Raw genomic sequence first — 25228 nt, forward strand, 5'->3', positions numbered from 1 at the left:
AGAAAAAAATATGAAAAAGATATGGCAGAAGGATGACCTTGCCACCAATATATTAGTTAATAAATTTACAGTCGGGAAGGATCTTGACTTTGATGAGCGTTTGGCAAAATACGATGTTAAAGGTTCTATGGCGCACTGTAAAATGTTGGCAGAAGTTGGAATTATTTCCAACGAAGAATCGAAGCAGATGTTGTCTGTTTTGGCAGAAATTTTAGAAGATATCGAAAACGGAACTTTTGAAATAGATAAAAACGCAGAAGATATTCACTCTCAGGTCGAATCTATTTTAATTGAAAAACTAGGTGATACCGGAAAGAAAATTCACACGGCGCGTTCAAGAAACGACCAGGTTTTATTAGATATTAAATTGTATTTAGTTGATGAAATTCGTGAAATTACTGCTTTAACGGACGAATTCTTTCAAATATTAATCAAATTGGCAGACCAACATAAAAACGTGTTGCTTCCGGGATATACGCATTTGCAGATTGCGATGCCTTCATCGTTTGGATTATGGTTCGGAGCGTATGCAGAAGCGTTGTTGGATGATGTTGAAATGCTTTTTTCGGTAAAAAATATCATCAATAAAAATCCATTAGGTTCGGCGGCGGGTTATGGCTCGTCTTTCCCGATTGATCGTGAGAGTACGACGTATAATTTAGGCTTTCAGTCGATGAACTATAATTCAGTTTACGCTCAAATGACGCGTGGAAAATCTGAAAAAATGTTGTCGATGGCAATGGCAACTTTGGCGGGAACTTTAGGCAAGTTTTCTTACGATGTTTGCCTTTATTTAAGTCAGAATTTTGATTTTATAAGCTTTCCTAAAGAGTTTACAACGGGAAGCAGCATTATGCCTCACAAGAAGAATCCGGATATTTTCGAGTTGGTTCGTGCACGTTGCAACAGAATTCAGTCGTTGCCGAATGAGTTTATTTTGTTGACAAATAATCTTCCTTCAGGTTATCATAGAGATATGCAGTTGACGAAGGAAATTCTTTTCCCGGCAATCGATTCATTAAAGAAATGTCTGGAAATTTTAAACTATACCTTACCAAACATTCAGGTAAAAGACGGAATTCTTGAAGACGAAAAGTATAAATATCTTTTCAGCGTTGAGAAAATAAATGAAGAAGTGAAAAACGGGAGTTCATTTCGCGATGCGTATGTAAAAGTAGGACAGGAGATTGAAAATAATGAGTTTGATTTTGAAATCGGAAATCTTAATCACACCCATCAGGGAAGTATAGGAAATCTTTGTCTGGATAAAATAGAATATCAGTTTAATAAACTGAAAAATAAATTATTGGGTTGATTTTAAACAAAAGAATGTTTAAGATTGATGATGAGATGCTTCGACAAGCTCAGCATGACAACGCTACAAATGAATCGCTAATAAAAAACGTTAGTATTAGAGATGTCATGCTGAGCGAAGTCGAAGCATCTTTAATTTATTAAGAAAAAGATTAGGTTTAAATAAAATTTTAATCCAAATCAATTTTAAACTTAGTAGATTTTTTAACCTCGTGAAGTACGATTGAGCTGTGGTATTGTCCGATGTTTGGAATATTTGAAATGATGTTGACGGCAAATTCATTGTAAGAATTAATGTCTTTTGCAATAATTTTCAGCATATAATCATATTCGCCGGACAGGCTAATGATTTCCTGAACTTCATCGTGTTTGCCAATGTTTTTTTCGAATGTTTCCAAAACTTTCTGAGATTGCTCTTTCAGACGAACATTACAATACACCACGATATTCAAGCCCAGTTTTTCACGATTCAAAAGACCCACATATTTCTCTATAATTCCGTTTTTCTCCAGTTGTTTGATTCTTTCATAGGTTGGAGTAAAGGTAAGACCAATCTTTTCGGAGATTTCTTTCACTGATAAAGTAGAGTCTTCCTGAATTATGCTGAGAATCATTCTGTCTTTTAAATCCATATAATAAGGTTGAGTTGTAACAAAAATAATATATATAAATGAAAATAACGAGAGATTAAGATTTTTTAATCTAAATCTAAATTAGATTTTGTCGGTTTGTAAAATTTTTGTATCTTTGCACCTAATGAATAACACAGTATTTATATCATTAGAATTACCGGGCGCAGACGCCCTTTACGATATTTATTTATATTAAGCGAAGATATTTTCTTCGCTTTTTTTTTGTAAAAAATTTAAGATATTATGTTTACAATTACAGAACTAAGCACCGAGAGAATCAACAGTATAGTAACAGAAGCGCTGGCTTTTGCGAACGGAAAAACAGCTAAAATAGAAGGCGAAGTTTTTTGTTCAAATCTTTTCTTTGAAGACAGTACGAGAACGAAAACAAGTTTTGATATTGCCGAAAGAAAATTAGGCTTACAGGTGGTTCCCTTTGATGCCTCTCACAGTTCGGTAAATAAAGGCGAAAGTTTATATGATACGGTAAAAACCATTGAAAGTGTCGGGGTAAATCTTGTCGTGATCAGAGATAAAAAAGACAGATATTTTGAAGAATTAAAAAACATAAAAATTCCTGTCATCAATGGAGGTGACGGAACGGGAAACCACCCATCTCAATGTATGCTGGATTTAATGACAATTTATCAGGAATTTGGAAAATTTGAAGGCTTGAAAATAGGAATCGTTGGAGATGTAAAACATAGCCGCGTTGCCAATTCAAATGCTGAGGCATTAAGAAGATTAGGAGCTAAAGTATATTTTTCAGGGCCAGAACAGTGGTTTGACGAAGGTGCTTTAATCAACGGAACGTATTTAAATGTGGATGAATTAATTGCTGAGGTTGATGTTTTAATGTTATTAAGAATCCAACATGAAAGGCACGATTCACAAATGAGTTTCTCAGCTTCAGATTACCACAGAAAATATGGTTTGACGAAAGAAAGAGAAAAAGCGATGAAAAAGGAAGCCATCATCATGCATCCGGCTCCAATCAACAGAGGAGTAGAAATTGATACAGATTTGGTAGAATGCGAACGTTCAAGAGTTTTCAAACAAATGCAGAACGGCGTTTTCGCAAGAATGGCCATTTTAAAAGAAGCTTTGGAGCAACAAGGGTTTACTTTTAAGTAAGAGCCAAGTAAAAAGATAAAAGTAAAAAGTTGGCGAGCCCTGAAAGGGCGACCTGTTAATAGATACGGGTGAAACCCGTGGTAAAGAATAAAGATAGAAAGAGCTCCGTAGGAGCGATCTATTAATTAAGATAATAAATAAATAATAAGAGATAAAAGTTTAAAATGAAGAAAAAGTTAATACTGGAGTCCGGTGAAGTGTTTCATGGAGAAGGTTTCGGAGCAGAATTGGAAACTGCAGGAGAAGTAGTTTTCAATACCGGAATGACAGGGTATCAGGAACTGATCTCTGACCCGTCTTATTGCGGTCAGATTGTGTGTATGACCTATCCATTAATCGGAAACTATGGGATTAATAGAGATGATTATGAGAGTATAGAGCCGGCTATCAAAGGGCTTATCGTAAAAGAGCTTTGTGATTTGCCGTCGAATTTCCGTACTCAGATTACTTTAGATGAATTATTTAAAAAGAAAAAACTTTCAGGAATTTCAGGCATCGACACCAGAAGGCTGACAAGAATTCTTCGTAACTACGGAGTGGTGAAAGGAAAAATCGTAAACGCTGATGCAGACGAAAGCACAGTCGTTTCAGAATTAAAATCAACAAATTTCCCAACCAATCAGGTGGAGCAGGTTTCTACAAAAACATCTTACGCAAACCCAGGAAGAGGCTTGAAAGTGGTGTTGGTAGATTTTGGTTCTAAATTAGGAATTATCAGAGAGTTATCTCAAAGGAATTGCGACATTACGGTAGTTTCTCAAGATGTAACAGCAGAAGAAATTTTACTGATGAATCCAGACGGAGTAATGTTGTCAAACGGTCCTGGGGATCCTGAAGATAACCAACAGGCTCTTGAAATGATTAACGGGATTCTAGGAAAAGTTCCAATTTTTGGAATCTGCTTAGGACACCAATTGATCGGCTTGGCTTGTGGAGCAAAAACTTTCAAATTAAAATTCGGACATAGAGGAGGAAATCACCCGGTTTTGGATTTAGAGAAAAATACGGTAGCGATCACTTCTCAAAACCACGGTTATGCAGTGGATCAGGAAAGTTTGAAAAATACAGACTTAATTGAAACACATATCGCATTGAACGACAGAACAAACGAAGGTCTGAAACACAAAATTCACCCTTGTTTCTCCGTTCAGTATCACCCAGAGGCAAGTCCAGGTCCAGAAGATGCGAACTATTTATTTGATGAGTTTATCCAGTTAATGGAAGATTTTAAAAAGTAGAATATAAATTTGGGCAGCTTAATCCGCCTGTAGTTTATCCTGAGCGAAGTCGAAGGGCTGCCAATCTTTTTGCAGAACTTTTCAGCTAAAATAGAAAAATCAGGATGGCAAAAAAGGATTTCCGCTCAAGTCGGGCTGCGTGCAATTCGCCGCTGAAATTAAAAGAATCCGAAGGATTCAATATGAATAGCCGTAGGTGCAACCTATGGAAAACGGTGAAATAACCATCATCAGAACCCGAAAGGGTTCAACATTAACAAAAAGGATAAATTTAAAATGAAAAGAAACGACATAAAAACAATTTTAGTAATCGGTTCAGGTCCAATCATCATCGGTCAAGCGGCGGAATTTGATTACGCAGGAACGCAGGCTTGTCTGTCTTTGAAGGAAGAAGGCTACAAGGTAATTTTGATTAACTCAAACCCTGCAACGATTATGACGGATGTTGAAATCGCAGATAAAGTTTACATCGAGCCGATTTCACTTCAGTTTGTAAGTCATATCATCAGAAAAGAGCGTCCAGACGCGCTTTTACCTACTTTGGGTGGACAAACTGGTCTGAACATGGCGGTAGAGTTAGAAAAATCAGGGATTCTTGAAGAATGCAAAGTTGAAGTGTTGGGAACTAAACTATCAGCCATCAACAGAGCGGAAGATAGAGATTTGTTCCGTGAACTGATGAGAGAATTAAACGAACCAGTTCCGGAATCTGACATCGTAAACACGGTAGAAGGAGCTTTGAATTTCGCGGACAATATCGGTTATCCTGTCATTGTTCGTCCAGCCTTTACAATGGGTGGAACAGGAGGAGGTATCGCTTCCAACGAGGTTGAATTAAAAGAAATTGCTGAATTAGGATTAAAACACAGTCCGGTAACGCAGTGTTTGATTGAAAAATCAATCGCAGGTTTCAAAGAAATTGAATACGAAGTAATGCGTGATGCAAACGACAACGCGATTGTGGTTTGTAACATGGAAAATATCGATCCGGTTGGGGTTCACACAGGAGATTCAATCGTTGTGGCGCCTTCTCAGACGCTCTCAGACAGAGAATATCAGTTGTTGAGAAATGCTTCACTAAAAATCATCAGAGCATTAGGAATTGAAGGGGGATGTAACGTACAGTTGGCGTTAGACCCGCATTCATTTGATTATTATATCATCGAAGTAAACCCGAGAGTTTCCCGTTCATCAGCGTTAGCATCAAAAGCAACAGGTTATCCGATTGCTAAAATCGCTGCTAAAATCGCTGTAGGATTAACTTTAGATGAAATCATGAATCCGGTTACAGGAAAGACTTACGCATGTTTCGAACCAGCTTTGGATTATGTGGTAACTAAATTCCCAAGATTCCCGTTCGATAAATTCGAAACGGCGGACAGAAGATTATCAACCCAAATGAAAGCAACGGGTGAAGTAATGGCCATCGGAAGAAATTTCGAAGAATCTTTACAGAAAGCCATCCGTTCTTTGGAAACCGGAATTAGACATATTGGTTTAAAAACTAAGCAAGCAGCAGCTTTAACGGCTGAAGAAATCGAAAGAAGAATCAGAGTTTGTGATGACGAGAGATTGTTCATCATCGGTGATGCCTTAAGAAGAGGTTATGACTGGGAACAAATCGTAGAATGGAGTAAAATCGATAAATTCTTCATCTGGAAAATCAAAAAATTAATTGATTTCGAAAAAGTTATCGCTGAAAATAAATTCAACAAAGAAATTGTATTAGAAGCTAAAAAATTAGGTTTCGCAGATATAAATATCGCTGTTCTTTGGGATGTAAAAGAGCGTGAAGTTTTCAATTTCAGAAAAGAAAACGGAGTAATGCCGGTTTACAAAATGGTAGATACCTGCGCTGCTGAATTCGAATCTGAAACTCCATATTTCTATGGAACGTATGAAGAGGAAAACGAATCTGTAGTTTCAAACAAAGAAAAAATCATTGTTCTAGGCTCTGGACCAATCAGAATCGGACAAGGTGTTGAGTTTGATTACGCGACAGTTCACTCAGTTTGGGCAATCAAAGAGATGGGTTACGAAGCGATCATCATCAACAATAACCCTGAAACGGTTTCTACAGACTTCTCGATTTCAGATAAATTATACTTCGAGCCTTTAACGGAAGAAGATGTAATGAACATCATCGATCTTGAAAAACCAAAAGGAGTTGTGGTTCAGTTTGGTGGACAAACGGCGATTAACTTAGCAGATAAACTGGCTTCTCATGGAGTTCAGATTTTAGGAACTTCTCTGGAAGATTTAGACAGAGCTGAAAACAGAGATAAGTTCGAAAAAGCTCTTCAGGAAATGGGAATTCCACAACCTTTAGGAAAAACATCAACATCGAAAGAAGAAGCGATAAAAATTGCCAACGAAATCGGTTATCCGGTGTTGGTTCGTCCGAGCTACGTTTTGGGAGGTAGAGCGATGGAAATTGTGTATACCGAAGCAGAATTGGCTCATTATATGGAGTTTGCGGTAGACGCAAGCCCGGAACACCCTGTTTTGGTCGACCGATACATGGTTGGAAAAGAAATCGAAGTAGATGCCATTTGCGACGGTGAAACAGTGGTAATTCCTGGAATTATGGAGCACATCGAAAGAGCGGGAGTTCACTCCGGAGACTCGATTGCCGTGTATCCGCCACAAAATATTTCACAAAGTGAGGTTGATACTTTGGTAGATTATACTAAAAGATTAGCAAAAGGACTAAAAGTAATTGGATTAATGAACATCCAGTACGTTCTTTTTGATGGAAATGTGTATGTGATCGAGGTAAACCCACGTTCATCGAGAACGGTTCCATTCTTATCTAAAATTACAGATGTTCCGATGGCAAACCTAGCTACAAAAGCTATTTTAGGTCAGAAACTGAAAGATTTAGGTTACGAAAGCGGATTGGTTCCGAACAAAGAAGGTGTTTTTGTAAAAGTTCCTGTGTTCTCTTTCTCGAAATTAACGAAAGTTGATATCTCTTTAGGCCCAGAGATGAAGTCTACCGGAGAAGTAATGGGGAAAGATACAACCTTAGAAAAGGCACTTTACAAAGGTTTGGTTGCTGCAGGAATGAAACTTCCGACTCACGGTTCGATCTTGTTTACAGTGGCAGATAAGCACAAGCAGGAAGCGGCAGATTTGGCGGCAAGATTCCATGAAGTTGGTTTCAGAATCTGGGCAACGGAAGGAACGGCAAAATTCTTCGAAGAAAAAGGAATTCCTTGCAAAATCGGATATAAAATAGATGAAGATAATGTAAATCTTATCGATTTGATCCAGAAAGGCAAAGTTCAGTACGTTGTAAACACGACTACCAAAGGGAAACAAGCCGAAAGAGACGGTTTCCAGATCAGAAGAATGAGCGTGGAAAACGGTGTTCCTTGTTTAACATCAATGGATACGGTTGAAGCAATATTGAAAGTTCTTGAAAGCATGAGTTTCAAAATGGAAACGATGTAGTTTTCGGATTAAGATATTTTTAAACCTCGTAAGTTTTCTTGCGAGGTTTTTTGTTTAAAAGAGTTTTGTGGACTTAAAGAATTCTATAAATTAGTATTTGAAAAAAATTATAAAAGACCATGATTATAAACGAATCAGAATTAAGATATTATTTAACAGATATCGGATTGGGTAAAGGCTCAAGTTCAAGTTATAGAAGTAGGTTAAGTTTTTTATTAAAGAATGGCATAGACATTAATTCAGATACAATAAATGCTGATAATCTTTTTAATATTTTAAAAATTAAGAAACTTGTATATAAAGATAAAAGTAGCTTAAAAACGGCTTTAGCTACTTACAAAAGATTTTTAGCATCAGAATATAACATACTGCAAGATATAGAGGAAATTAATTCTAAAGAAATATCAAAAACTCAGAAAGAATTATTAACGAAAGCAAGAATAGGACAAGGAAAATTCCGTAAAGATTTGATTGATTTATGGGGTAAATGTTCAGTAAGTCAATTTGAAAAAGTAGAATTCCTTGTTGCATCTCATATTTTGCCTTGGAAAATTGCAACAGATGTAGAAAGATTAAGTAAATACAATGGATTATTGCTTCAGCCAAATATCGATAAGTTATTTGATAAAGGATTTATTTCATTTGATGATGACGGTTCAATAATACTTTCTTATAAAATTGATGAAATCTTATTTTTCCAATTAGGTATAAATAAATCATTTAAACTCTATAAAATACATTATGAAAATATTCCATTTTTGAGACGACATAGAGAAATATTTAAAGAGCTTCTATTTAAAATGTAAATATTTAACTAAAATTGTATCAAAATGCTAATAATTTAAGAATTGTCTTGATATGAGATATCGGATTCTGTTAAATCTGAATGATTATGTTTTCAATATTTTACGACATAGGAAAATGGAGTGTTAAGAAAATTAAAAATTAATCCGTTAAAAAATTACCACTGTTCGAAGCGCGAGACAAATGTTCAACCGGAGAACAAATCTTGAATTCGCGCAAGTTTTGGGAATTTTAGGATTAAATTTTAATTTTTAGTGGAAGTTTCAAAGTCTCGAATTTTTGGTTCTTTTGTTTCAAGACAAAAGAATTTTATATTACCCCAAATTCCTATCCAAATGCACATATCCACCATCTACATGAATCAATTGTCCCGTTGTATGCGAAGATTTTTCAGATAACAAAAACGCAACCATATTCGCAATTTCTTCCGAAGTTGTCATTCTGTTTTCTAAAGGAATTTTGGAAGTAATCGTTTTCAGTTTTTCTTCCGGATTTTCAAAAGTAGAAATCCAAGATTGGTAAAGCGGAGTCCATGCTTCTGCAACAATCACAGCATTCACACGAATATTGTAAGGTAAAAGTTCTACCGCCCATTCTCTTGTTAAAGCATTTCTTGCACCGTTTGCTGCGGCATACCCTGAAGTTCCGCCTTGTCCGGTTTCGGCAGTTTTACTTCCAATATTAACAATCGAACCTTTATTTTCCTTCAAATAGGGAAGTGCATGATGAACCAAAAGATAATAATGCACCACATTTTTGTGATAGGACGACATAAATCCTTCATACGAACCGTTTTCCAACCCAACACCGTCATTGACTCCAGCGTTATTAACGATTCCATCGATTTTATCATATTTTTTTACCACTTCATCAATGGCTTTTTTACATTCTTCGGGTTGAGAAAGTTCAGCAGTTACAAAATCTGCTTTTCCTCCATTATTAATAATTTCCTGAACAGCTTTTTTGTTATCTTCTTCATTTCTTCCAATGATGATTGGGAAAGCTTTTTCTTCGGCTAAGATTTTAGCAATACCATTTCCGATGCCTTTTGCACCGCCACTTATGATAATTATTTTATTATCTAAATTTAAATTCATGTTTTTGTTTTTAAACGCAAAGTGCGCAAAGATTTTTTTAACTACTAAATGTTTTTAAGCTCGCAAAGGCGTTTCACTTAACTAAGACCACAAAGTTTTTTATTACAATATATTTTCAAATTAAAAATCTTTGATTTTTAAAAACTTATGTGTTCTAAATATTCTCAAAAATTTTAAACTTAATCTAATGTGACTCATGTGTCAAAATATTTTGTAGTAAAAAATTAATTATAAATTGTAAAATTTCACAGCATTTCCAAAGAAAAAAAGTTCCTGATCTTCTTTCGAAAACTGATTTAAATATTTAGAAATCAAACCAATCCATAAAGCATAATTTCCACCCAACAACATAACCGGCCAATCGCTTCCGAAAACCAAACGTTTAATTCCAAACTGAGAAAAAACAAAATCTAAAATTTCGAAAATTGATTTTTCATCAATTAAGTTCCAATTTCCTTGCGTTAAAAGTCCTGAAATTTTACAATACATATTCGGATTTTTTGCTAATTCTGAAATGTTCGATTTCCAGTCTTTTAGATCATTCGTTTTTAAATCCGGTTTTCCGCAATGATCTAAAATAAAACATTGATCTGGTAGTTTTTCGGAAAGCTTTACCGCATCCAAAAGCTGATGATGCCTCAACAAAATATCAAAAGTATAATTGAATTGATGAAGTGTTTTGATTCCATTCAGAGCATTTTCCTGCAACAAAAATCCCATTTCTTCTCCTTCTGCAATATGTCTGAAACCTTTGATTAGTTTTTCAGATTGATAATTTTGAAGAGATTCTTCCATCTTTTCGGAAGTCAGATCAATCCAGCCGACAATTCCTTTGATGAAAGGATTTTCTTTCGCTAAATTCAACAAAAAAGAAGTCTCCTCATCACTTTGATCTGCCTGAACTGAAATGCAACCTTCAACCTGATTTTCATTTACATAAAACGAAAAATCTTCAGGCAGAAAATCTCTCCGAATTGCAGTCATTTCATTCGTAATCCAGGCATCCCGAATCGGATCGAATTTCCAAAAATGTACGTGAGAATCAATAATCATATTAATTAATTTTTGTTGAATTAAAATGTGAAATATTGTGTGATAAAATTATATTTACCGCAAAAGAGGCAAAAGATTTTTCTGATGTTTTTAGATAATCAAAAGTTAACAAAACAATTGATAACCAATTTTTACATTTTGTAAACTTTTGAAATTCTATTTTCTCAATCCTTATCTTTTGAATCTTTTGCGGTTAAAAAATTATACATTCAAAAATTTACAGCGAAAATATTTTATCCATCAATTTCCACTTTTCTCCAGTCTTCGATTTGGGCAACTGTTGCTGAAATTTCCACATCAGTTCTTCCCATTCCTGAACTTTAGCATTGTTTTTATCAGCTTCATTTTTAGCCTCAAAAGAAAAATTTTCATCCGCTTCAATTATCATTATCAACCGATTTTGAACACGATAAATTTCCATATTCGTAATTCCCGAATCCAAAATACTTTGCCTGATTTCCGGCCAGACATTTTGATGGTATTTTTCGTATTCTGCGATTAATTCAGAATTATCAATAAGGTCTAAAGCAAGACAATATTTTTTCATTCGTCGTATGCTTTTACTTTTTGAGTGCTGCTTCCCAAACCGTCAATTCCTAATTCAACAACATCCCCAGCTTTTAAATACCAAGGTTCAGGTTTTTGTCCCAAACCAACACCAGCAGGCGTTCCTGTCGTGATCACATCTCCCGGAAGCAATGTCATAAACTGGCTAATATAGCTCACCACAAAAGGGATATTGAAAATCAAATTTGAAGTATTTCCATCCTGCAAAATTTGCCCATTCACCTTTAACCAAAGGCGCAAATTATGAACATCTTCAATTTCATCAGGAGTTGCAATAAAAGGTCCAATTGGCGCAAACGTATCGCAGCTTTTTCCTTTTACCCATTGTCCGTTTCTCTCGATTTGAAAGGCTCTTTCACTATAATCATTGTGCAAAACATATCCTGCAACATGCTCAAGTGCATTTTCTTCGGAAATATAACTTGCTTTTTTTCCAATAACAACTGCCAATTCAACTTCCCAATCAGTTTTTGTACTGTTTTTAGGGATAATCAGATCATCATTCGGACCAACAATCGCCGAAGTCGCCTTAAAAAACAAGATAGGTTCCTGTGGAATCGGAGCATTGGTTTCTGCCGCGTGATCTTTATAGTTCAAGCCCACACAAATAATTTTGGAAGGTCTTGCCAAAGGAGATCCTAATCTTTCTTCAGAAGAAATTTCGGGTAAATTGTGGGTATTTATTTCAGATTTTAATCTTTCAAGGGCATCGCCGGAAAAGAAGTTTTCATCATAATCTTTTACCAAATGAGAAACGTCATATCTTTTTTCGTTGATAATGATTCCTGGTTTTTCTTGTCCCGGTTTTCCGAATTTTATTAATTTCATTTTTAAATTTTATTAATTTGATTTTTGTTTTTGCCTAAAATTATTTTAACGCAAAGGACGCTAAGATTTTTTGTATTATCATTCTGCATATTTTTCGTTCGCAAAGGCGTTTCACTCAGCGAAAACATATTGCTATCATTTGCTGAACGAAGTGCCCTTGCGAACGAAATTTTTTTATCAGTTTTATTTGTAATCTTTGCGAACATTGCGTTAAAGAAAGTAATTCGTAGGTTATTTTTTAATTATTCAAAGTTGTAAAACCACCATCAATAGGATAGTCTACTCCTGTAATGAAAGATGCTTCATCACTACATAAATACAACGCCAAAGAAGCAACTTCCTCCGGTTGCGCCATTCTTCCAATCGGTTGGGTTTTAGATAATTTCTCAAACATTTCGTCGATATTATCAGAATAATTTTTCTGTAAAAAACCATCCACAAAAGGCGTGTGAACTCTTGCCGGAGAAATAGAATTACAACGAATATTTTCATTGATATAATCTTTGGCAACACTCATAGTCATTGCTTTTACAGCACCTTTTGCCGTACTGTAAGCAAAACGATCAGGAATTCCGACCAATGCTGCAATCGAAGCCATATTGATAATCACACCACCATTTGATTTTCTAATTTGTGGAATACCTGCAAACAGACAGTTGTAAACACCTTTAATATTGACATTATAAATTCTGTCGAAATCTTCTTCTGAAGTGTTGTCTGCTTTTCCGATGTGTGCAATTCCGGCATTATTAACTAAAATATTGATCGATCCGATTTGATCAAAAACTTCCAAAACATCTTTTTGTCTGGAAACATCACAAGCATAAACTTTCGCAATTCCTCCTGCAGATTGTATTTTTTCCAACGTTTCCTGTCCGTTTTGTTCTGTGATTTCGAGAATATGAACTTCTGCGCCATTGGCTGCAAGCTGAACGGCAATGGCTTGTCCGATTCCGCTTCCTCCGCCTGTTACTACTGCTTTTTTATTTTTTAATGAAAACATTTTTATCTTAATTATTTATTTGTTTTTAACGCAAAGTGCGCAAAGATTTTTTTAATATTGTTCTGCATATTTTTCGTTCGCAAAGGCGTTTCACTCAGCTAAGGCTTACTGCTGATTTTGAAAATAATACCATCTTTATTTTACTTTTCATTCTTAATGCGACTTACTCCAACCTTGATTCTTTTTACTTTTAACTTGGCTCTTCCATCAAAGACTCACCCCTCTTTTCCAAGGAATAAAATCATCTTGATTCAATGCAACAGCTTTAGGAATAATATTTCCACTGGCGACTTCAATGCAGAAATCTAAAATATCTTCTCCCATTTCCTGAATCGTTTTTTCACCACGAACAACCGCACCTGTATCAATATCAATAATATCCGACATTTTTGTTGCTAAAGCTGTATTGGTAGCAACCTTAATGACTGGACAAACCGGATTTCCTGTCGGAGTTCCAAGACCTGTTGTGAACAAAATTAAAGTTGCTCCGGAAGCTGCTTTTCCTGTGGTTGCTTCTACATCATTTCCCGGTGTACAAACTAAGCTCAATCCCGGTTTGGTGGCAGATTCTGTGTAATCCAAAACATCGACAACCGGCGATGAACCTCCTTTTTTAGCTGCTCCTGCAGATTTTATGGCATCGGTAATCAATCCGTCTTTGATATTTCCCGGAGATGGGTTCATATAAAATCCTGAACCGACTGCATGAGCGAGTTCATCGTATTCCGTCATTAATTTGATGAATTTTTCGGCGGTTTCTTTGTCTACGGAACGGTCGATTAATTCCTGTTCAACACCACATAATTCTGGGAATTCTGCGAGTAAAACTTTTGCCTCCAAAACGGAAAGCATATCTGCCAAATGACCAACCGCAGGATTGGCTGAAATCCCACTGAAACCATCGCTTCCGCCGCATTTTACACCCACACATAGTTTGCTGATGGGTGCATCTTCACGTTCAATTTTATTAATTTCAAGAAGCCCTTTTAATGTTCCGAAAATTGCATTTTTAAGCATGGTTTCTTCGCTTTCGGCTTTTTGTTGTTCAAAAACGAGTAAAGGTTTATCAAAATCAGGATTTCTGTTGTATAAGTCTCTTTTAAAATTATCAATTTGAAGATGTTGACAACCCAAACTTAGTAACGTAACCCCTGCAACATTGGGATGGTCTGCATAAGAAGCCAACAATTTGCTGAGTGTATCTGCATCCTGTCTTGTACCGCCACAACCGCCTGTGTGATTGAGAAATTTGATTCCGTCAACGTTTTTAAAAATCCTTTCTTTTGCGAGAATATTGGATGGCGAAAAATCAAGATCATCCAAATTTTCTCCTTTTGAAATGGCTTCTACCAATTGATGCGTGTAGCTTTTGTATTTTGCATCTACAGCATATCCGAGTTCGTTATATAGGGATTCTTTAATGATATCCAGATTGCGGTTTTCACAAAAAACAGTCGGAATAAAAAGCCAGTAATTTGCTGTTCCGACATCGCCATTTGAACGGTGATATCCTTTAAAAGTTTTATATAAAAATCTACTGACATCAGGTTTTGTCCAATGATAATCGACTTCACGGTAATAATAAGGTTCGGCTGCGTGTTTGGTGTTGTCTGTCGTCATTCGGGTTCCTGCTCCCAAATCATACTGAACTTTTCCCACTAAAACGCCATACATAAAGATTTCATCGCCTTGTTTCATGTCGTTCATAAAGAATTTATGTTTTGCAGGAATGGCTTCTAAAGTCTTGTATGTTACACTTTCGAAAATGATTTCGGTTTCTGCGGGAATATCCTGCAATGCGACCAAAACATTGTCTTTTTGATTTATTTTTAAAATTAAATTACTCATTTTTAGTTTATCCTTTTTATGCGCTTTGTTTTAACGCAAAGAGCGCAAAGATTTTTTTTACTACTAACTGTTTTTAAGTTCGCAAAGGCGTTTCACTTAAATAAGATCAGAAAGGTTTTTATTTCGTATTAATTTATTCTACAGAATTTTTATTTCTGAATCTTAATGAAAACAGAAATACGATGATAAAACAGATGACAGGAACAACATAAGATAAATGAATATTTCCTGAAATATCTGTGATTTTACTTGCTATTGGCGGAATGATTGCGCCTCCGACAATCGACATGATTAATAAACTCGATGCAGATTTTGTTTCCGAAGCTGCTCCTTCAATTCCTAAAGCAAAAATCGTTGGAAACATGATTGACATGAAAAACGTCAGTAAAACAAGTGCATATAAGGTTGAAATTCCCGATCCAATCACAATCCAAATACTTAGGACGATACTGATTACACTGTAAATTCCCAATAATTTTTGTGGCGAAATATATTTCATGAAAAATGTTCCGGCAAAGCGTCCGATCATAAATAAAAGTCCGGCAACACCTGCATAATATTTGGCTTCCTGACCTTTCATTTGGATGGCATCTTCCGCAAAAACCAAAAGAAAACTAAAGACATAAATTTGAGCTCCGATATAAAAAAACTGAGCCAGAACGCCCCATCCAACATTTTTCACACCTAAAACCTGTAAGAAATTTTTCGTTGATTTTTCTTTATTTTCCGATACTTCCGGAAGTTTTATGAATAGAAATAAAATCATCACCAATAAAAGGATTAATCCTAAAATCAGGTAAGGCCCTTTTACCAAAGATGTTTCCGCCTGAATGTAGGCTAATTTTGCAGTTTCAGAAAGTGTGGAGAGTTCTTCCTGAGATTTTGGTTCTTCGCCCAAAATAAAAATTCCGCCAATAATGGGAGCGACAGAGGCTGCTAAACCATTGAAAGACTGAGCGAAATTCAATCTTTGTGCTGCTTTTTCTGGTTCGCCTAAGATTGTGATATAAGGATTCGCCGCAGTTTCCAAAATTGCTAAACCACACGATAACACAAACAAAGCTCCAAGAAAAAACAGATAACTGATTGTATTCGCAGCAGGAATAAATAGAAAACAACCCGCTGCAAACAAGAATAATCCGGTTAAAATTCCTGTTTTGTAACCATACTTTTGAATGATAATTCCGGCTGGAATAGCGAGTAAAAAGTACGCTGCGAAAACGGCAGAATCGACCAATGAAGCCTGAAAGTGACTCAACTGAAAAGCACTTCGTAAATGTTTAATTAAAATAGGATCCAGATTATGGATGAATCCCCAAAAAAAGAACAGACTTGTGATAAGTATGAGGGGCAGTCCATAATTTTTTTTTCGGGAGATAGAAGAAAGCGAACTTCCGGTTTGGGCATTATTCATCGATCTGGTTTGTTTTATACATTAATATCTGTTTTTATGTGTATGCTGAAAGTGATAATCATCTTTAATAAGAATATTTTTGAATCGAACGAGCTTATTGTTTGGATTCAAAATTTCAACACTTTCTGATTTTTTAAATGTATAAAAAAATTATAGAATAAAAATCGATAGGGCAGGATAGTACAAGATAGTTTAATTATAATGTGGTTTTTGTGAGAATTTATTATTATATTTTCTTTTTTAAGCAGTGATTGTAAATGAGCTTTGCCAATGTTAGAAAAATAATTCACTTTAGAATCTATTAAAAAAGACTTCCCAATCGGAAAGTCTTCTATTGTATAATATTGTTTTAAATTATATGATCTTGTAATAGGGAGCGTTGAAATATTTACTTTTTTGAATATACACCCTATTTCGGTCGGCATCGAAAATCCAGTTGAATCTTCTCAATAGATCGGCTCCGAAATAACTCACTTTTTGGGTTTTGAGATCGCCAGCAAAAAATCCTGCTGAAACGTCTTTCAGAACAATATTATCTATTTTTAGAAAGGGTAAAATTCCTTGTTTGGTAATCACACTTTGTCCGGCAGAATTTTTTAATATTTTCTCTCCAGAGACTTTTAATTTTTGGTCTAATTGTTTTCCGTCTGCAAATTCGTTGCTGTAAAGAATTCCGCCAGAATATCCTGATTGTAGTAAAAAATAAACTTCCTGTTGTTGATTATCAATGATATTATCTGCAGCGATAAAAAACTGTCCGTCATTGAAAAATAATGGGGTTGAGCTATAACCTTCCAAATCCGGCATTGTATCATAAACAACAAACTGATGATTGTCGTAATCGATTTTAAAAGCTTTTCCTTTAAAAATTCCTGTTCCGATTTTTCCGTCGGCTTCATGACCTGTGAGTTCATTATCAAAAAAACGAATGTTTTTATATTCTTTACTTCCGATTTTTACCGTATTTCCGTTACTAATTTCATTTTTGAACAAAATATGATCTGCTTTTCTTGTTCGGTCAGGAGAAAGAGAAGCGTCTTCCATCGCAATTTGAAACATTAAATCAAGAGAATCTTTACCGTTAACCAAAGTTTTGACAATGATATTATTGTGTTTAGTAAGACGAAAAGGGATTTTCTCTTGAGATTTAAAAAAGGAAAATGATATAAGTATGGTAATTATTAAGATTGATTTTTTTAACATTATGTAAGAGATTATCAGTTTAAAATTATAAAGGTTAAATTACTTTTTATTTTTGAGAGACAAAAATACTTGTCCATTTTTCGGTTGTCCGTAGATTTCTGAAGCCATAGTTTTGTCAAAAAAAAGAAATATGACGAATATTCAGACTTTTAAAGAACTGCATAACAATGATGAACCCTTATTATTAGGAAATGTTTGGAATCCTCAAAGTGCTAAAGTGTATGAAAATTTAGGATATAAAGCGGTGGCAACCTCCAGTTCGGCGGTTGCGCACAGTTTAGGGTATGAAGATGGAGAAAATATGAGCTTTACTGAATATCTTTATATTGTTGAGCGAATTTTAAAGTCAATCTCAATTCCGTTAACGGTTGATTTGGAAGGCGGTTATGGAAAAAATGCAGACGAAATCGTTGCAAATATTTCAAAATTAGCTGAGATCGGAGTTGTCGGAATTAATATTGAAGATAGTTATGTGGTTGATGGCCTCAGAAAGATCGAAGAGAAAACAGTTTTTGCTGAAAAATTAAAATCAATTATTTCAAAATTAAAGGAAACTCATATTGATATTTTCATTAACCTGAGAACAGATCCCTTTTTATTAGGACTGGAAAATCCTGTAGAAGAAACCTTAGAAAGAGTAAGATTGTTTGAAGAAACCGGAATTGATGGAATTTTTGTCCCTTGCATTACTGATGAAAAAGATATTGAAACCATCGTAAATTCTACAAAACTTCCGGTGAATGTGATGGCGATGCCTGAGCTTCCTGATTTTAATACACTGAAAAAATTAGGGGTAAAAAGAATTTCATCTGGTAATTTTGCTAACGGATATATTTATCAAAAATTAGCAGAAAAAGATGAGGAAATTATCAATGTTAAAAGTTTTTCTCCGATTTTTGTATCCTAATGAAACTAACAGAGGAAAGAATGTATCAAGCGTCTTTGGATAAAGATTCTTCATTTGAAGGTATCTACTGGATGGCGGTAAAAACGACAGAAATATTTTGTCGTCCCGTTTGTACTGCCCGAAAGCCAAAGCGGGAAAATGTAGAATTTTTCTTAACGACCGAAGAAGCCATCGAAAAAGGATATCGAGCATGTAAAGTATGTCAGCCTCTGAAAAAATTAAATGAAACGCCTCCATATATTCAGGAATTATTAACCGAATTGACTCAAAATGTATCATTAAAAATAAAAGATGCAGACCTTTTAAAAAGAAATATAGAACCCGTAACGCTTCGTCGATGGTTTTTAAAAAATCACGGAATGACTTTCCAGGCTTTTCAGAGAGAATTCCGGATGAATGCAGCATTTAAGAAGATAAAAAATGGGGAAAGTATTATCGAAACAGCGTTAGATTCAGGATATGAAAGTTTAAGCGGTTTCAATGAAAGTTTTAAAAATATTCTCGGAACTTCGCCTAAAAATAGTAAGAAACAAATGGTTATTGATCTTAAAAGAATTGAAACTCCGCTGGGAACCATGTATGCATGTGCCACCGATGAAGGTATTTGCATGCTTGAATTCACCGATCGTAAAAATATAGAAAAGCAGTTCACGTCATTATCTAAAGCGTTACATGCTGAAATTGTACAGGGAGAAAATAAGCACTTTCCACAACTTGAAACAGAGTTAAAAGAATATTTTGAAGGAAAGAGAATAGGTTTTGAGGTTCCTTTACAAATCATCGGAACCGATTTTCAGCAAAAAGTCTGGCAATTGTTAAGAGAAATCCCAATGGGAGAGGTGAGAACCTATAAACAACAATCGGAATTATTAGGAAATTTAAAAGCAATCCGCGCGGTCGGAACGGCCAACGGAATTAATAAAATAGCGATTGTAATTCCCTGTCATCGCGTGATTGGCTCAAATGGCGACTTAGTTGGCTATGCTGGAGGAATTTGGCGTAAACAAAAATTATTGGAATTGGAGAAGGCTATTTTGTTTTGATTTCGTAATTTTAGACAAAAATTTACACGTGAAAAAGTTACTATTTGCAGTTTGCATATCGGCTTCAGCTTTAAGTTTTGCTCAGGATTATTCGGTGCCGGCAGCGAGCCCGCGTCAGAAGGTTGAGCAGCAGTTTTCAATGTCTAAAATCACGGTTGACTACGGAAGACCTGGGGTAAAAGGGCGTAAGATCTTCGGAGAATTGGTGCCTTACGGACAGGTTTGGAGAGCGGGAGCAAACTCATCTACAAAAATTACTTTCGGACAATCTGTTAATTTCGGCGGAAAAGTAGTTCCTGCAGGTACTTACGGATTATTCATCGTTCCGACTGAAAAAGAATGGAAGGTGATTTTAAATAAAGATTTCCAACAGTGGGGTGCTTATACTTACGATCCAAAACAGGATGTGGTAGACGTTATGGTTCCGGTAAATCCGTTGACAGATAAGCAGGAATGGTTTGAAATTACGTTGAATCCAACAGGAGAAAACTCTGGGAATTTGGTAATTAAATGGGATATGGCGCAGGTTGAGGTGGCTTTAAAACCATCAAGCCCGGATGCTGTAACTAAGATTGCCGATAAATTAAAGGAAATCAAAAAAATTGAATCCGACGCTGCAAAATCAAAAGGTTAAGCAATGAATTTTTCTATTCAAACGATTTTAGAAAACGAAAAATATCAATTAATCCCCTTACAGCAAGGGGATTTTGAGTCTTTATACGAAGTGGCTTCTGATCCTAAAGTCTGGGAGCAGCATCCGAATAAAGATCGATATCAAAGAGAGGTTTTTGAAAACTTTTTTAAAGGAGCCATTGAAAGTAAAGGAGCTTTTAAAATTGTTGAAAAATCGACTGGCGACGTTTTGGGAAGCACCCGTTTTTATGATTTTGATGAAGCTAAAAACAGCATTTTCATAGGATATACTTTCTACGGAACAAAATCTTGGGGAAAAGGGATCAATCCTCAGATTAAAAAACTGATGCTCGACTATATTTTCCAGTTTGTGGAGACTGTTCATTTTCATATCGGAAAAGAAAATTACCGCTCACAAACCGCGTTGGAAAGATTAGGCGGAAAGAAAATTGCGGAAGAAGAGGTTGCCTATTTCGGGGAGCTCTCAAGAACTAATTTTGTGTACGAAATTAAAAAAGAGGATCATTTTTAGGTTAAAATTATTATTTGTAAATACATAATATTTTTGAACCATTAAGAAATGGTTAAGAGGTTTAGAAAATTAAGAAAAGCTTTGCTTTTATCTTAAAAATGTACATAAGCAATATTATCTTAACTTCTTAAATGTCTCTTAATGGTTTTAAAATCAAAATTTTAAATAGAATTTTAATAAAATTGTTGTTGACTTTTATAAATGAAATGCCTTGGTGAAACTGAAAAACAATTAGTAATTCAAAAAAACTTTGCGAACTTTGTGTTAAAATCAAATTCAATTGAATAAAAATAAAGATGAAAAAATATAAAATCCAGACATCCCCATTCGTAGTTCCGACGACCGATGGGAAATTAATCGAAGAACATTGGGGAAATTCCACAGGAAATTCTAATGTTTCCATCGCTCACATGGTAGCACCTCCAGATTGGAGTGAACCGCACCAGACTCCCGAATTTGATGAATTTACTTTGATTATTTCAGGTAAAAAGCAGTTCGAAATCGATAGCGAATTGGTTACTTTAGAAAAAGGACAGAGTATTTTGATAGAAAAAGGAGCCAGAGTTCGTTACAGCAATCCGTTTTCAGAGCCTTGTGAATATATCGCGATTTGTCTTCCTGCGTTTTCGATGGAATTGGTGAATAGAGAACAAGAATAATTTTAAATATGGCGTTACAAATATGTCCCAAGTGTAAAGAGCAATCATTCACCTGGTTTATTAATGGAAAAACTTCTTTAACAAGCTGGAGTTGCTTTGAATGTGACTATGAAGCTAAGGAAAATGAAAATGATCAATGTACCTGTGAAAATTGTCAGAAGCATACAAAAACAAAGTTGAAAGATAAAAAAGAAGAATATTGGTGGTGTTCTAATTGTAATGAAATCAGCTGAATAGAAATGTGATTTTGTTTTTTTAGTTAAGTTTTGTTTGTAAAAGCTTTTTCAAAGTTTTTTAATTGAATAATTTTTGTAAGTTCGCGCACTGAAATTATTAGGAATAAACTTTTAACTATGAAAAACAGACTATTGGTTGTAGCATTGCTTGGAATGGTGCTTTCTACAACTTCATGTGCTACTATGTTCACAGGAACAAGAGACAAAATCACTTTTAATTCTGTTCCGGAAGGAGCTAAGGTTCTTCACAAAGGCGTTGAAAAATGCACAACACCTTGTACAGTTCCTATCTCTAGAGGATTGGGGAAACAAATGATTACCATCGAAAAAGAAGGTTACAGCAGTGAAGAATTTAAATTAAAGAAAAATTTTAATCCTGTTACTTTACTAAATATCCTTGTAGGTGGCGCTATCGGAGTGGGAATTGATGCTGCTACAGGCTCATTAACAAAGTATTCTCCAAAAGCGTACAGTGTTACTTTAGAGGAAACAAAAACTGAAGAAAATAAATAAGTTATTTTAATTTTCTGAAAAAATATCAACGATCTGCCATATAATAAAGCAGATCGTTTTTTATTTTTAATATTAATTAGCGGGGAGTGTTTTGTATAAATATCTTTTCAGGATCAATATTGGGATATACGTAAACAAAATAGATAGTAAGCCTGCCAAAACTCCCACTAATACAGCCATTGCAGTGGCATCGAGCTTATAGAATTCAGACAGAATATATTGAGCAGATAATAAACTTAATAAAACCAATGAACCTGTAATTAAACCATGCAAAATGCTCAGCTTGGTCATTAATTTTTTTAAATTAAGCTGATCGTCAACCTTAAATTCAATGGCTTCCTGTCCAGCGGCATCGGTTACCCTTTTCATGATGTCTATCGTGAGAACAACGGGCAAAAAAATTGCCATAGGCAGCGTTAATCTTGCTAAACTTTGGGTACAAGCGAAGAAATGCGTGTATCCCAATTCATTAAAACTTGCATACGCAATAATGAAATTAAAAAACACATTCGGAATCACATAAAGAATCATCCGCTTTCTGAGAAAGCGATTCAGCGTTGTTTTTTTGAGCGGTTTCGGTTGAGCCTTTTTTATTTTAAATTTCATGAAATCAACAGCTCAATAGCTTTATCTTTTATTTTTTTCGCTTCTTCTTTCGGAAGAAAATTTTCATTAGACATAAACGTAAAATCCATTTGTTGGTTGTAAGTGGTTGTCACCAATGTGTTAGAATTCAACCAAGGAAATGCAACTGTCGGACTATAAATGGTTTCCAACGTAAAATTTTTATACTCACCCGGAATATCAATTTTTCCCATATTCGACAACGTAATATCGTGCCCGCCTTTGCTGGATTTTAATAGTGAAATCATACGACTAACGACAGGATGCATGTTTTCGCCCATCCAAAGTAATTCTCTGGCTTCGGTTTTTTTAATTTTTTCAACTAAGTCTTTCTTGATCTGTTGTGCATTTTCAATTAAACTTTGTCCTTTTTTGATAGACAATTCAACCGTGGGGGCAAATGCAAAAATATGATCCTGCTTAATTTCCGGGATAAAATGACGAACATCGACCGGACTAATTACTTTTCCTTTGGCATTTTTACCATGCAATTCTTTGAAAGCTTGCATAAAAGCCGAACATAGTAAAGCATGAACAGAAATTCCGTTCGCTTTACATTTTTCAAGTATTTTTTTGGAAACAGCAGCATCCAGCTTTCTGTGAAGGGCATAGTTTTTTCCAAGATTTTTGTCTTTACTTTTAGATTGAATTAAAAAAAACAATTTCGCCATCATTACATAAAATCGGGCTATCCGTTTCTTCTTTTTAAAATTAAAATCTGTAGGAAGAAAATCATTAACTGAATTAAAATTTTCATACGAACTTAATTCAATATTAGGATCATCTAGTAAAGTTATAAGTTCACGAATCAAAGTGATGCCTGTTGTTCCGTCGCAAAGGCAATGTGGTATTACCCAGAGAATTTCGGAAACAGCTGATCCTTTTATCCACACGAGCTGTGCCATTGGTTTTTTTTTGTCTTCAAATGTTCTATGCCATTCATTTTCAGATTCATGCAGCCAGTCTTCGTCGGTTTTTCTTTCAACAATTCGAAGTGGAATAGGCGAAATCTCCGTTTCTTCAACAAAGAAAGGGAATTTTGCACTTTTATGATCGATAGAAACCCTTAACAACGGATGCTTCTGCTGGATTTTATCTAAAGCAATTCTAATATGATCCTCATGGATTTCACCATTAATCTTGGTTGTAAATACACAATTTACAGGAGTTTCAGAATCAACATACATGATTCTTTCTACCATCATCAGTTTTCTTTTAATCATGATACTGCCAAAGATTGTGTTTGCTGTTTTACAATTTTCATCATTTCATCCCGAATTGCCAATGCGTCGGAATATGGCAAATAACCTTCACTTCCCATAAACGCAAAATCCATCTCGCCACGGAAAGTAGAAGTGACCATCGTTGTCGTATTTCCCAACGGCCCGATTACAGAAGGACTGAAAATATTTTCTACTGTAAATTCTTTGTATTCATGCGCAATTGGAATACGTCCTAAATTAGAAAACATACAATCGTTCGAAGATTTTCCGTTTTTCAGTAATTTAGTGAAATTCGTCAACGCATCATGAGCAGATTCCATCACCATCATGGTGATGTATGGATTGAGCTTTGATGTTTTTTTCTCGACAGCTTCCTGCATCAGTTTCAAATTTTCTTCAAAACCGAATTTTTTGTTTAAAGAAACCACAATCATCAATCCAAAAGCGAAAATATGATCGGCTTTTATCTGATTCGCAAAACGTCTGATATCAACCGGACAAGAAACTTTATTAAATGCTTTTTCCTTTCTGATTTTCTCAAATGCCTTTAAAAGTGTTGCGCAAAGGAAAGTATTGACCGTTACTTTTTGAGATTTACAATAAGCAATCAGTTCCTGACTTGTCTCTTTATCGAATCTCCAATTGATTAAATAATCGCTTTGTCTATCGGTCGTTTTTTTATTGACAGGAATGACTTTAATCGCTGTTGCAGCAAGCCTTCCGATCATCTTTGCTTTAAATTTTTGTCCAGTGCTGTTCAGAATTTTGCTCGGAACCACATCCTGAATTCCCAAAATCGGATCTTCAACACCAATATTGTAATTCGGATTGTCTAGCAATTTTAAAAATTCATCCAAAACAGCCATGGCAGAACCGCCATCACATAAGCAATGGTGGAACACAAACATCATATCTGAAATTTCTTCGCCCTTGATCCATACAAATCGCATCAATGGTTGCTCTTTATAATTGAATAGTTTATACCACTCATTTTTCGATTCTTCCAGCCAGTCGTTTTCATCTTTTCTGGCTAAAATTCTAATCGGAATTTTTACTTTTTCTGAAACTTCAAACCACGGAATATTTTTTTCATCATGTTGAATCACAGCCTTTAACCAGGGATGTTTTTCCTGAATTTTTTCTAAAGCATGTTGAATATCCTTCAGCACAAATGTTCCCTTTAACCTGAAAGGAATTACCGTATTGAAAGGCTCTGTTCCGTCACCAAGCAACATTCGTTCGCCAAATAATAATTTTCTTTTCATAG

At 35.1% G+C, this 25228-nt stretch carries 23 protein-coding genes; 11 read left to right on the forward strand and 12 right to left on the reverse strand.

The window, feature by feature from the left end; all coding sequences use genetic code 11:
- Window positions 1-10: 10 nt before the first annotated feature.
- Window positions 11-1315 (forward strand): argininosuccinate lyase, encoded by a 1305-nt coding sequence (gene argH, locus ABEG63_RS10185; protein ID WP_346584497.1) that lies wholly within the window; start codon window positions 11-13, stop codon window positions 1313-1315.
- Between the two features lie 169 nt (window positions 1316-1484).
- Here argH and ABEG63_RS10190 read toward each other — a convergent pair whose 3' ends face one another.
- Window positions 1485-1946: an Lrp/AsnC family transcriptional regulator gene (locus ABEG63_RS10190; protein ID WP_267405335.1), complete on the reverse strand. Its 462-nt coding sequence runs from the start codon at window positions 1944-1946 to the stop codon at window positions 1485-1487.
- Window positions 1947-2189: 243 nt separating this feature from the next.
- Here ABEG63_RS10190 and ABEG63_RS10195 point away from each other — a divergent pair, with 243 nt between their 5' ends.
- The 4 genes from ABEG63_RS10195 to ABEG63_RS10210 all read left to right on the forward strand — a co-directional run bounded on the left by ABEG63_RS10195 (window position 2190) and on the right by ABEG63_RS10210 (window position 8580).
- The gene (locus tag ABEG63_RS10195) at window positions 2190-3080 is read left to right on the forward strand and encodes an aspartate carbamoyltransferase catalytic subunit (protein WP_267405334.1); all 891 of its coding nucleotides are present in this window, start codon (window positions 2190-2192) and stop codon (window positions 3078-3080) included.
- 164 nt (window positions 3081-3244) lie between these two features.
- Complete coding sequence (locus ABEG63_RS10200; protein ID WP_346584499.1) at window positions 3245-4318, forward strand: carbamoyl phosphate synthase small subunit; 1074 nt, start codon at window positions 3245-3247, stop codon at window positions 4316-4318.
- A gap of 276 nt (window positions 4319-4594) precedes the next feature.
- Window positions 4595-7774, forward strand: a complete 3180-nt coding sequence (gene carB / locus ABEG63_RS10205; protein ID WP_346584501.1) for a carbamoyl-phosphate synthase large subunit — start codon at window positions 4595-4597, stop codon at window positions 7772-7774.
- 119 nt (window positions 7775-7893) lie between these two features.
- On the forward strand, window positions 7894-8580 hold the full coding sequence (locus tag ABEG63_RS10210) for an HNH endonuclease (protein ID WP_346584503.1): 687 nt from the start codon (window positions 7894-7896) through the stop codon (window positions 8578-8580).
- Window positions 8581-8892: 312 nt separating this feature from the next.
- Here the strand turns inward: ABEG63_RS10210 and ABEG63_RS10215 are convergent, their stop codons facing one another.
- From ABEG63_RS10215 to ABEG63_RS10250, 8 genes are all read right to left on the reverse strand, one after another.
- Complete coding sequence (locus ABEG63_RS10215) at window positions 8893-9675, reverse strand: SDR family oxidoreductase (protein ID WP_346584505.1); 783 nt, start codon at window positions 9673-9675, stop codon at window positions 8893-8895.
- Window positions 9676-9903: 228 nt separating this feature from the next.
- Window positions 9904-10728, reverse strand: a complete 825-nt coding sequence (locus tag ABEG63_RS10220) for an amidohydrolase family protein (RefSeq protein WP_346584506.1) — start codon at window positions 10726-10728, stop codon at window positions 9904-9906.
- A 217-nt stretch (window positions 10729-10945) separates the two neighbouring features.
- On the reverse strand, window positions 10946-11275 hold the full coding sequence (locus ABEG63_RS10225) for an L-rhamnose mutarotase (protein WP_346584508.1): 330 nt from the start codon (window positions 11273-11275) through the stop codon (window positions 10946-10948).
- Window positions 11272-12123: a fumarylacetoacetate hydrolase family protein gene (locus ABEG63_RS10230; RefSeq protein ID WP_346584510.1), complete on the reverse strand. Its 852-nt coding sequence runs from the start codon at window positions 12121-12123 to the stop codon at window positions 11272-11274. The genes ABEG63_RS10225 and ABEG63_RS10230 overlap by 4 nt, the downstream gene beginning before the upstream one ends.
- A gap of 238 nt (window positions 12124-12361) precedes the next feature.
- Window positions 12362-13126, reverse strand: a complete 765-nt coding sequence (locus ABEG63_RS10235) for an SDR family oxidoreductase (RefSeq protein ID WP_346584512.1) — start codon at window positions 13124-13126, stop codon at window positions 12362-12364.
- Between the two features lie 207 nt (window positions 13127-13333).
- Window positions 13334-14974, reverse strand: a complete 1641-nt coding sequence (locus ABEG63_RS10240; protein WP_346584514.1) for an altronate dehydratase family protein — start codon at window positions 14972-14974, stop codon at window positions 13334-13336.
- 133 nt (window positions 14975-15107) lie between these two features.
- The gene (fucP, locus tag ABEG63_RS10245; RefSeq protein ID WP_346584516.1) at window positions 15108-16388 is read right to left on the reverse strand and encodes an L-fucose:H+ symporter permease; all 1281 of its coding nucleotides are present in this window, start codon (window positions 16386-16388) and stop codon (window positions 15108-15110) included.
- A 354-nt stretch (window positions 16389-16742) separates the two neighbouring features.
- Window positions 16743-17477 carry a hypothetical protein gene (locus ABEG63_RS10250; RefSeq protein ID WP_346584518.1) on the reverse strand — a complete coding sequence of 245 codons (735 nt, stop codon included), beginning with the start codon at window positions 17475-17477 and terminating at the stop codon, window positions 16743-16745.
- Between the two features lie 244 nt (window positions 17478-17721).
- On the opposite strand from ABEG63_RS10250, the gene ABEG63_RS10255 reads away from it, so the two are divergent.
- The 6 genes from ABEG63_RS10255 (at window position 17722) to ABEG63_RS10280 (ending at window position 22114) form a co-directional block, all read left to right on the forward strand.
- Window positions 17722-18498 carry an isocitrate lyase/phosphoenolpyruvate mutase family protein gene (locus ABEG63_RS10255; protein ID WP_346584520.1) on the forward strand — a complete coding sequence of 259 codons (777 nt, stop codon included), beginning with the start codon at window positions 17722-17724 and terminating at the stop codon, window positions 18496-18498.
- Window positions 18498-19541 carry a methylated-DNA--[protein]-cysteine S-methyltransferase gene (locus ABEG63_RS10260; RefSeq protein WP_346584522.1) on the forward strand — a complete coding sequence of 348 codons (1044 nt, stop codon included), beginning with the start codon at window positions 18498-18500 and terminating at the stop codon, window positions 19539-19541. The genes ABEG63_RS10255 and ABEG63_RS10260 overlap by 1 nt, the downstream gene beginning before the upstream one ends.
- A gap of 28 nt (window positions 19542-19569) precedes the next feature.
- Window positions 19570-20175, forward strand: coding sequence for a DUF2911 domain-containing protein (locus ABEG63_RS10265; protein WP_346584523.1), 606 nt, complete (start codon window positions 19570-19572; stop codon window positions 20173-20175).
- A gap of 3 nt (window positions 20176-20178) precedes the next feature.
- Window positions 20179-20706 (forward strand): GNAT family N-acetyltransferase, encoded by a 528-nt coding sequence (locus tag ABEG63_RS10270; protein WP_346584525.1) that lies wholly within the window; start codon window positions 20179-20181, stop codon window positions 20704-20706.
- A gap of 296 nt (window positions 20707-21002) precedes the next feature.
- Complete coding sequence (locus tag ABEG63_RS10275; RefSeq protein WP_346584526.1) at window positions 21003-21365, forward strand: cupin domain-containing protein; 363 nt, start codon at window positions 21003-21005, stop codon at window positions 21363-21365.
- A gap of 353 nt (window positions 21366-21718) precedes the next feature.
- Window positions 21719-22114 (forward strand): PEGA domain-containing protein, encoded by a 396-nt coding sequence (locus ABEG63_RS10280; RefSeq protein ID WP_346584527.1) that lies wholly within the window; start codon window positions 21719-21721, stop codon window positions 22112-22114.
- A gap of 72 nt (window positions 22115-22186) precedes the next feature.
- On the opposite strand, the gene ABEG63_RS10285 is transcribed toward ABEG63_RS10280, so the two are convergent.
- Genes ABEG63_RS10285 through ABEG63_RS10295 form a run of 3 tightly spaced genes read right to left on the reverse strand, consistent with a single transcriptional unit; the run spans window position 22187 to window position 25226 of the window.
- On the reverse strand, window positions 22187-22720 hold the full coding sequence (locus ABEG63_RS10285) for a hypothetical protein (RefSeq protein WP_346584529.1): 534 nt from the start codon (window positions 22718-22720) through the stop codon (window positions 22187-22189).
- A complete protein-coding gene (locus ABEG63_RS10290) occupies window positions 22717-23961 on the reverse strand; it encodes a condensation domain-containing protein (protein WP_346584530.1) in 1245 nt (414 codons plus the stop codon). Before ABEG63_RS10290 ends, ABEG63_RS10285 begins: the two co-directional genes overlap by 4 nt.
- The gene (locus ABEG63_RS10295; protein WP_346584532.1) at window positions 23958-25226 is read right to left on the reverse strand and encodes a condensation domain-containing protein; all 1269 of its coding nucleotides are present in this window, start codon (window positions 25224-25226) and stop codon (window positions 23958-23960) included. The genes ABEG63_RS10290 and ABEG63_RS10295 overlap by 4 nt, the downstream gene beginning before the upstream one ends.
- Window positions 25227-25228 lie beyond the last annotated feature (2 nt).

Origin of the sequence: Chryseobacterium sp. C39-AII1 (assembly GCF_039672645.1) — a bacterium.
GTDB lineage: Bacteria > Bacteroidota > Bacteroidia > Flavobacteriales > Weeksellaceae > Chryseobacterium.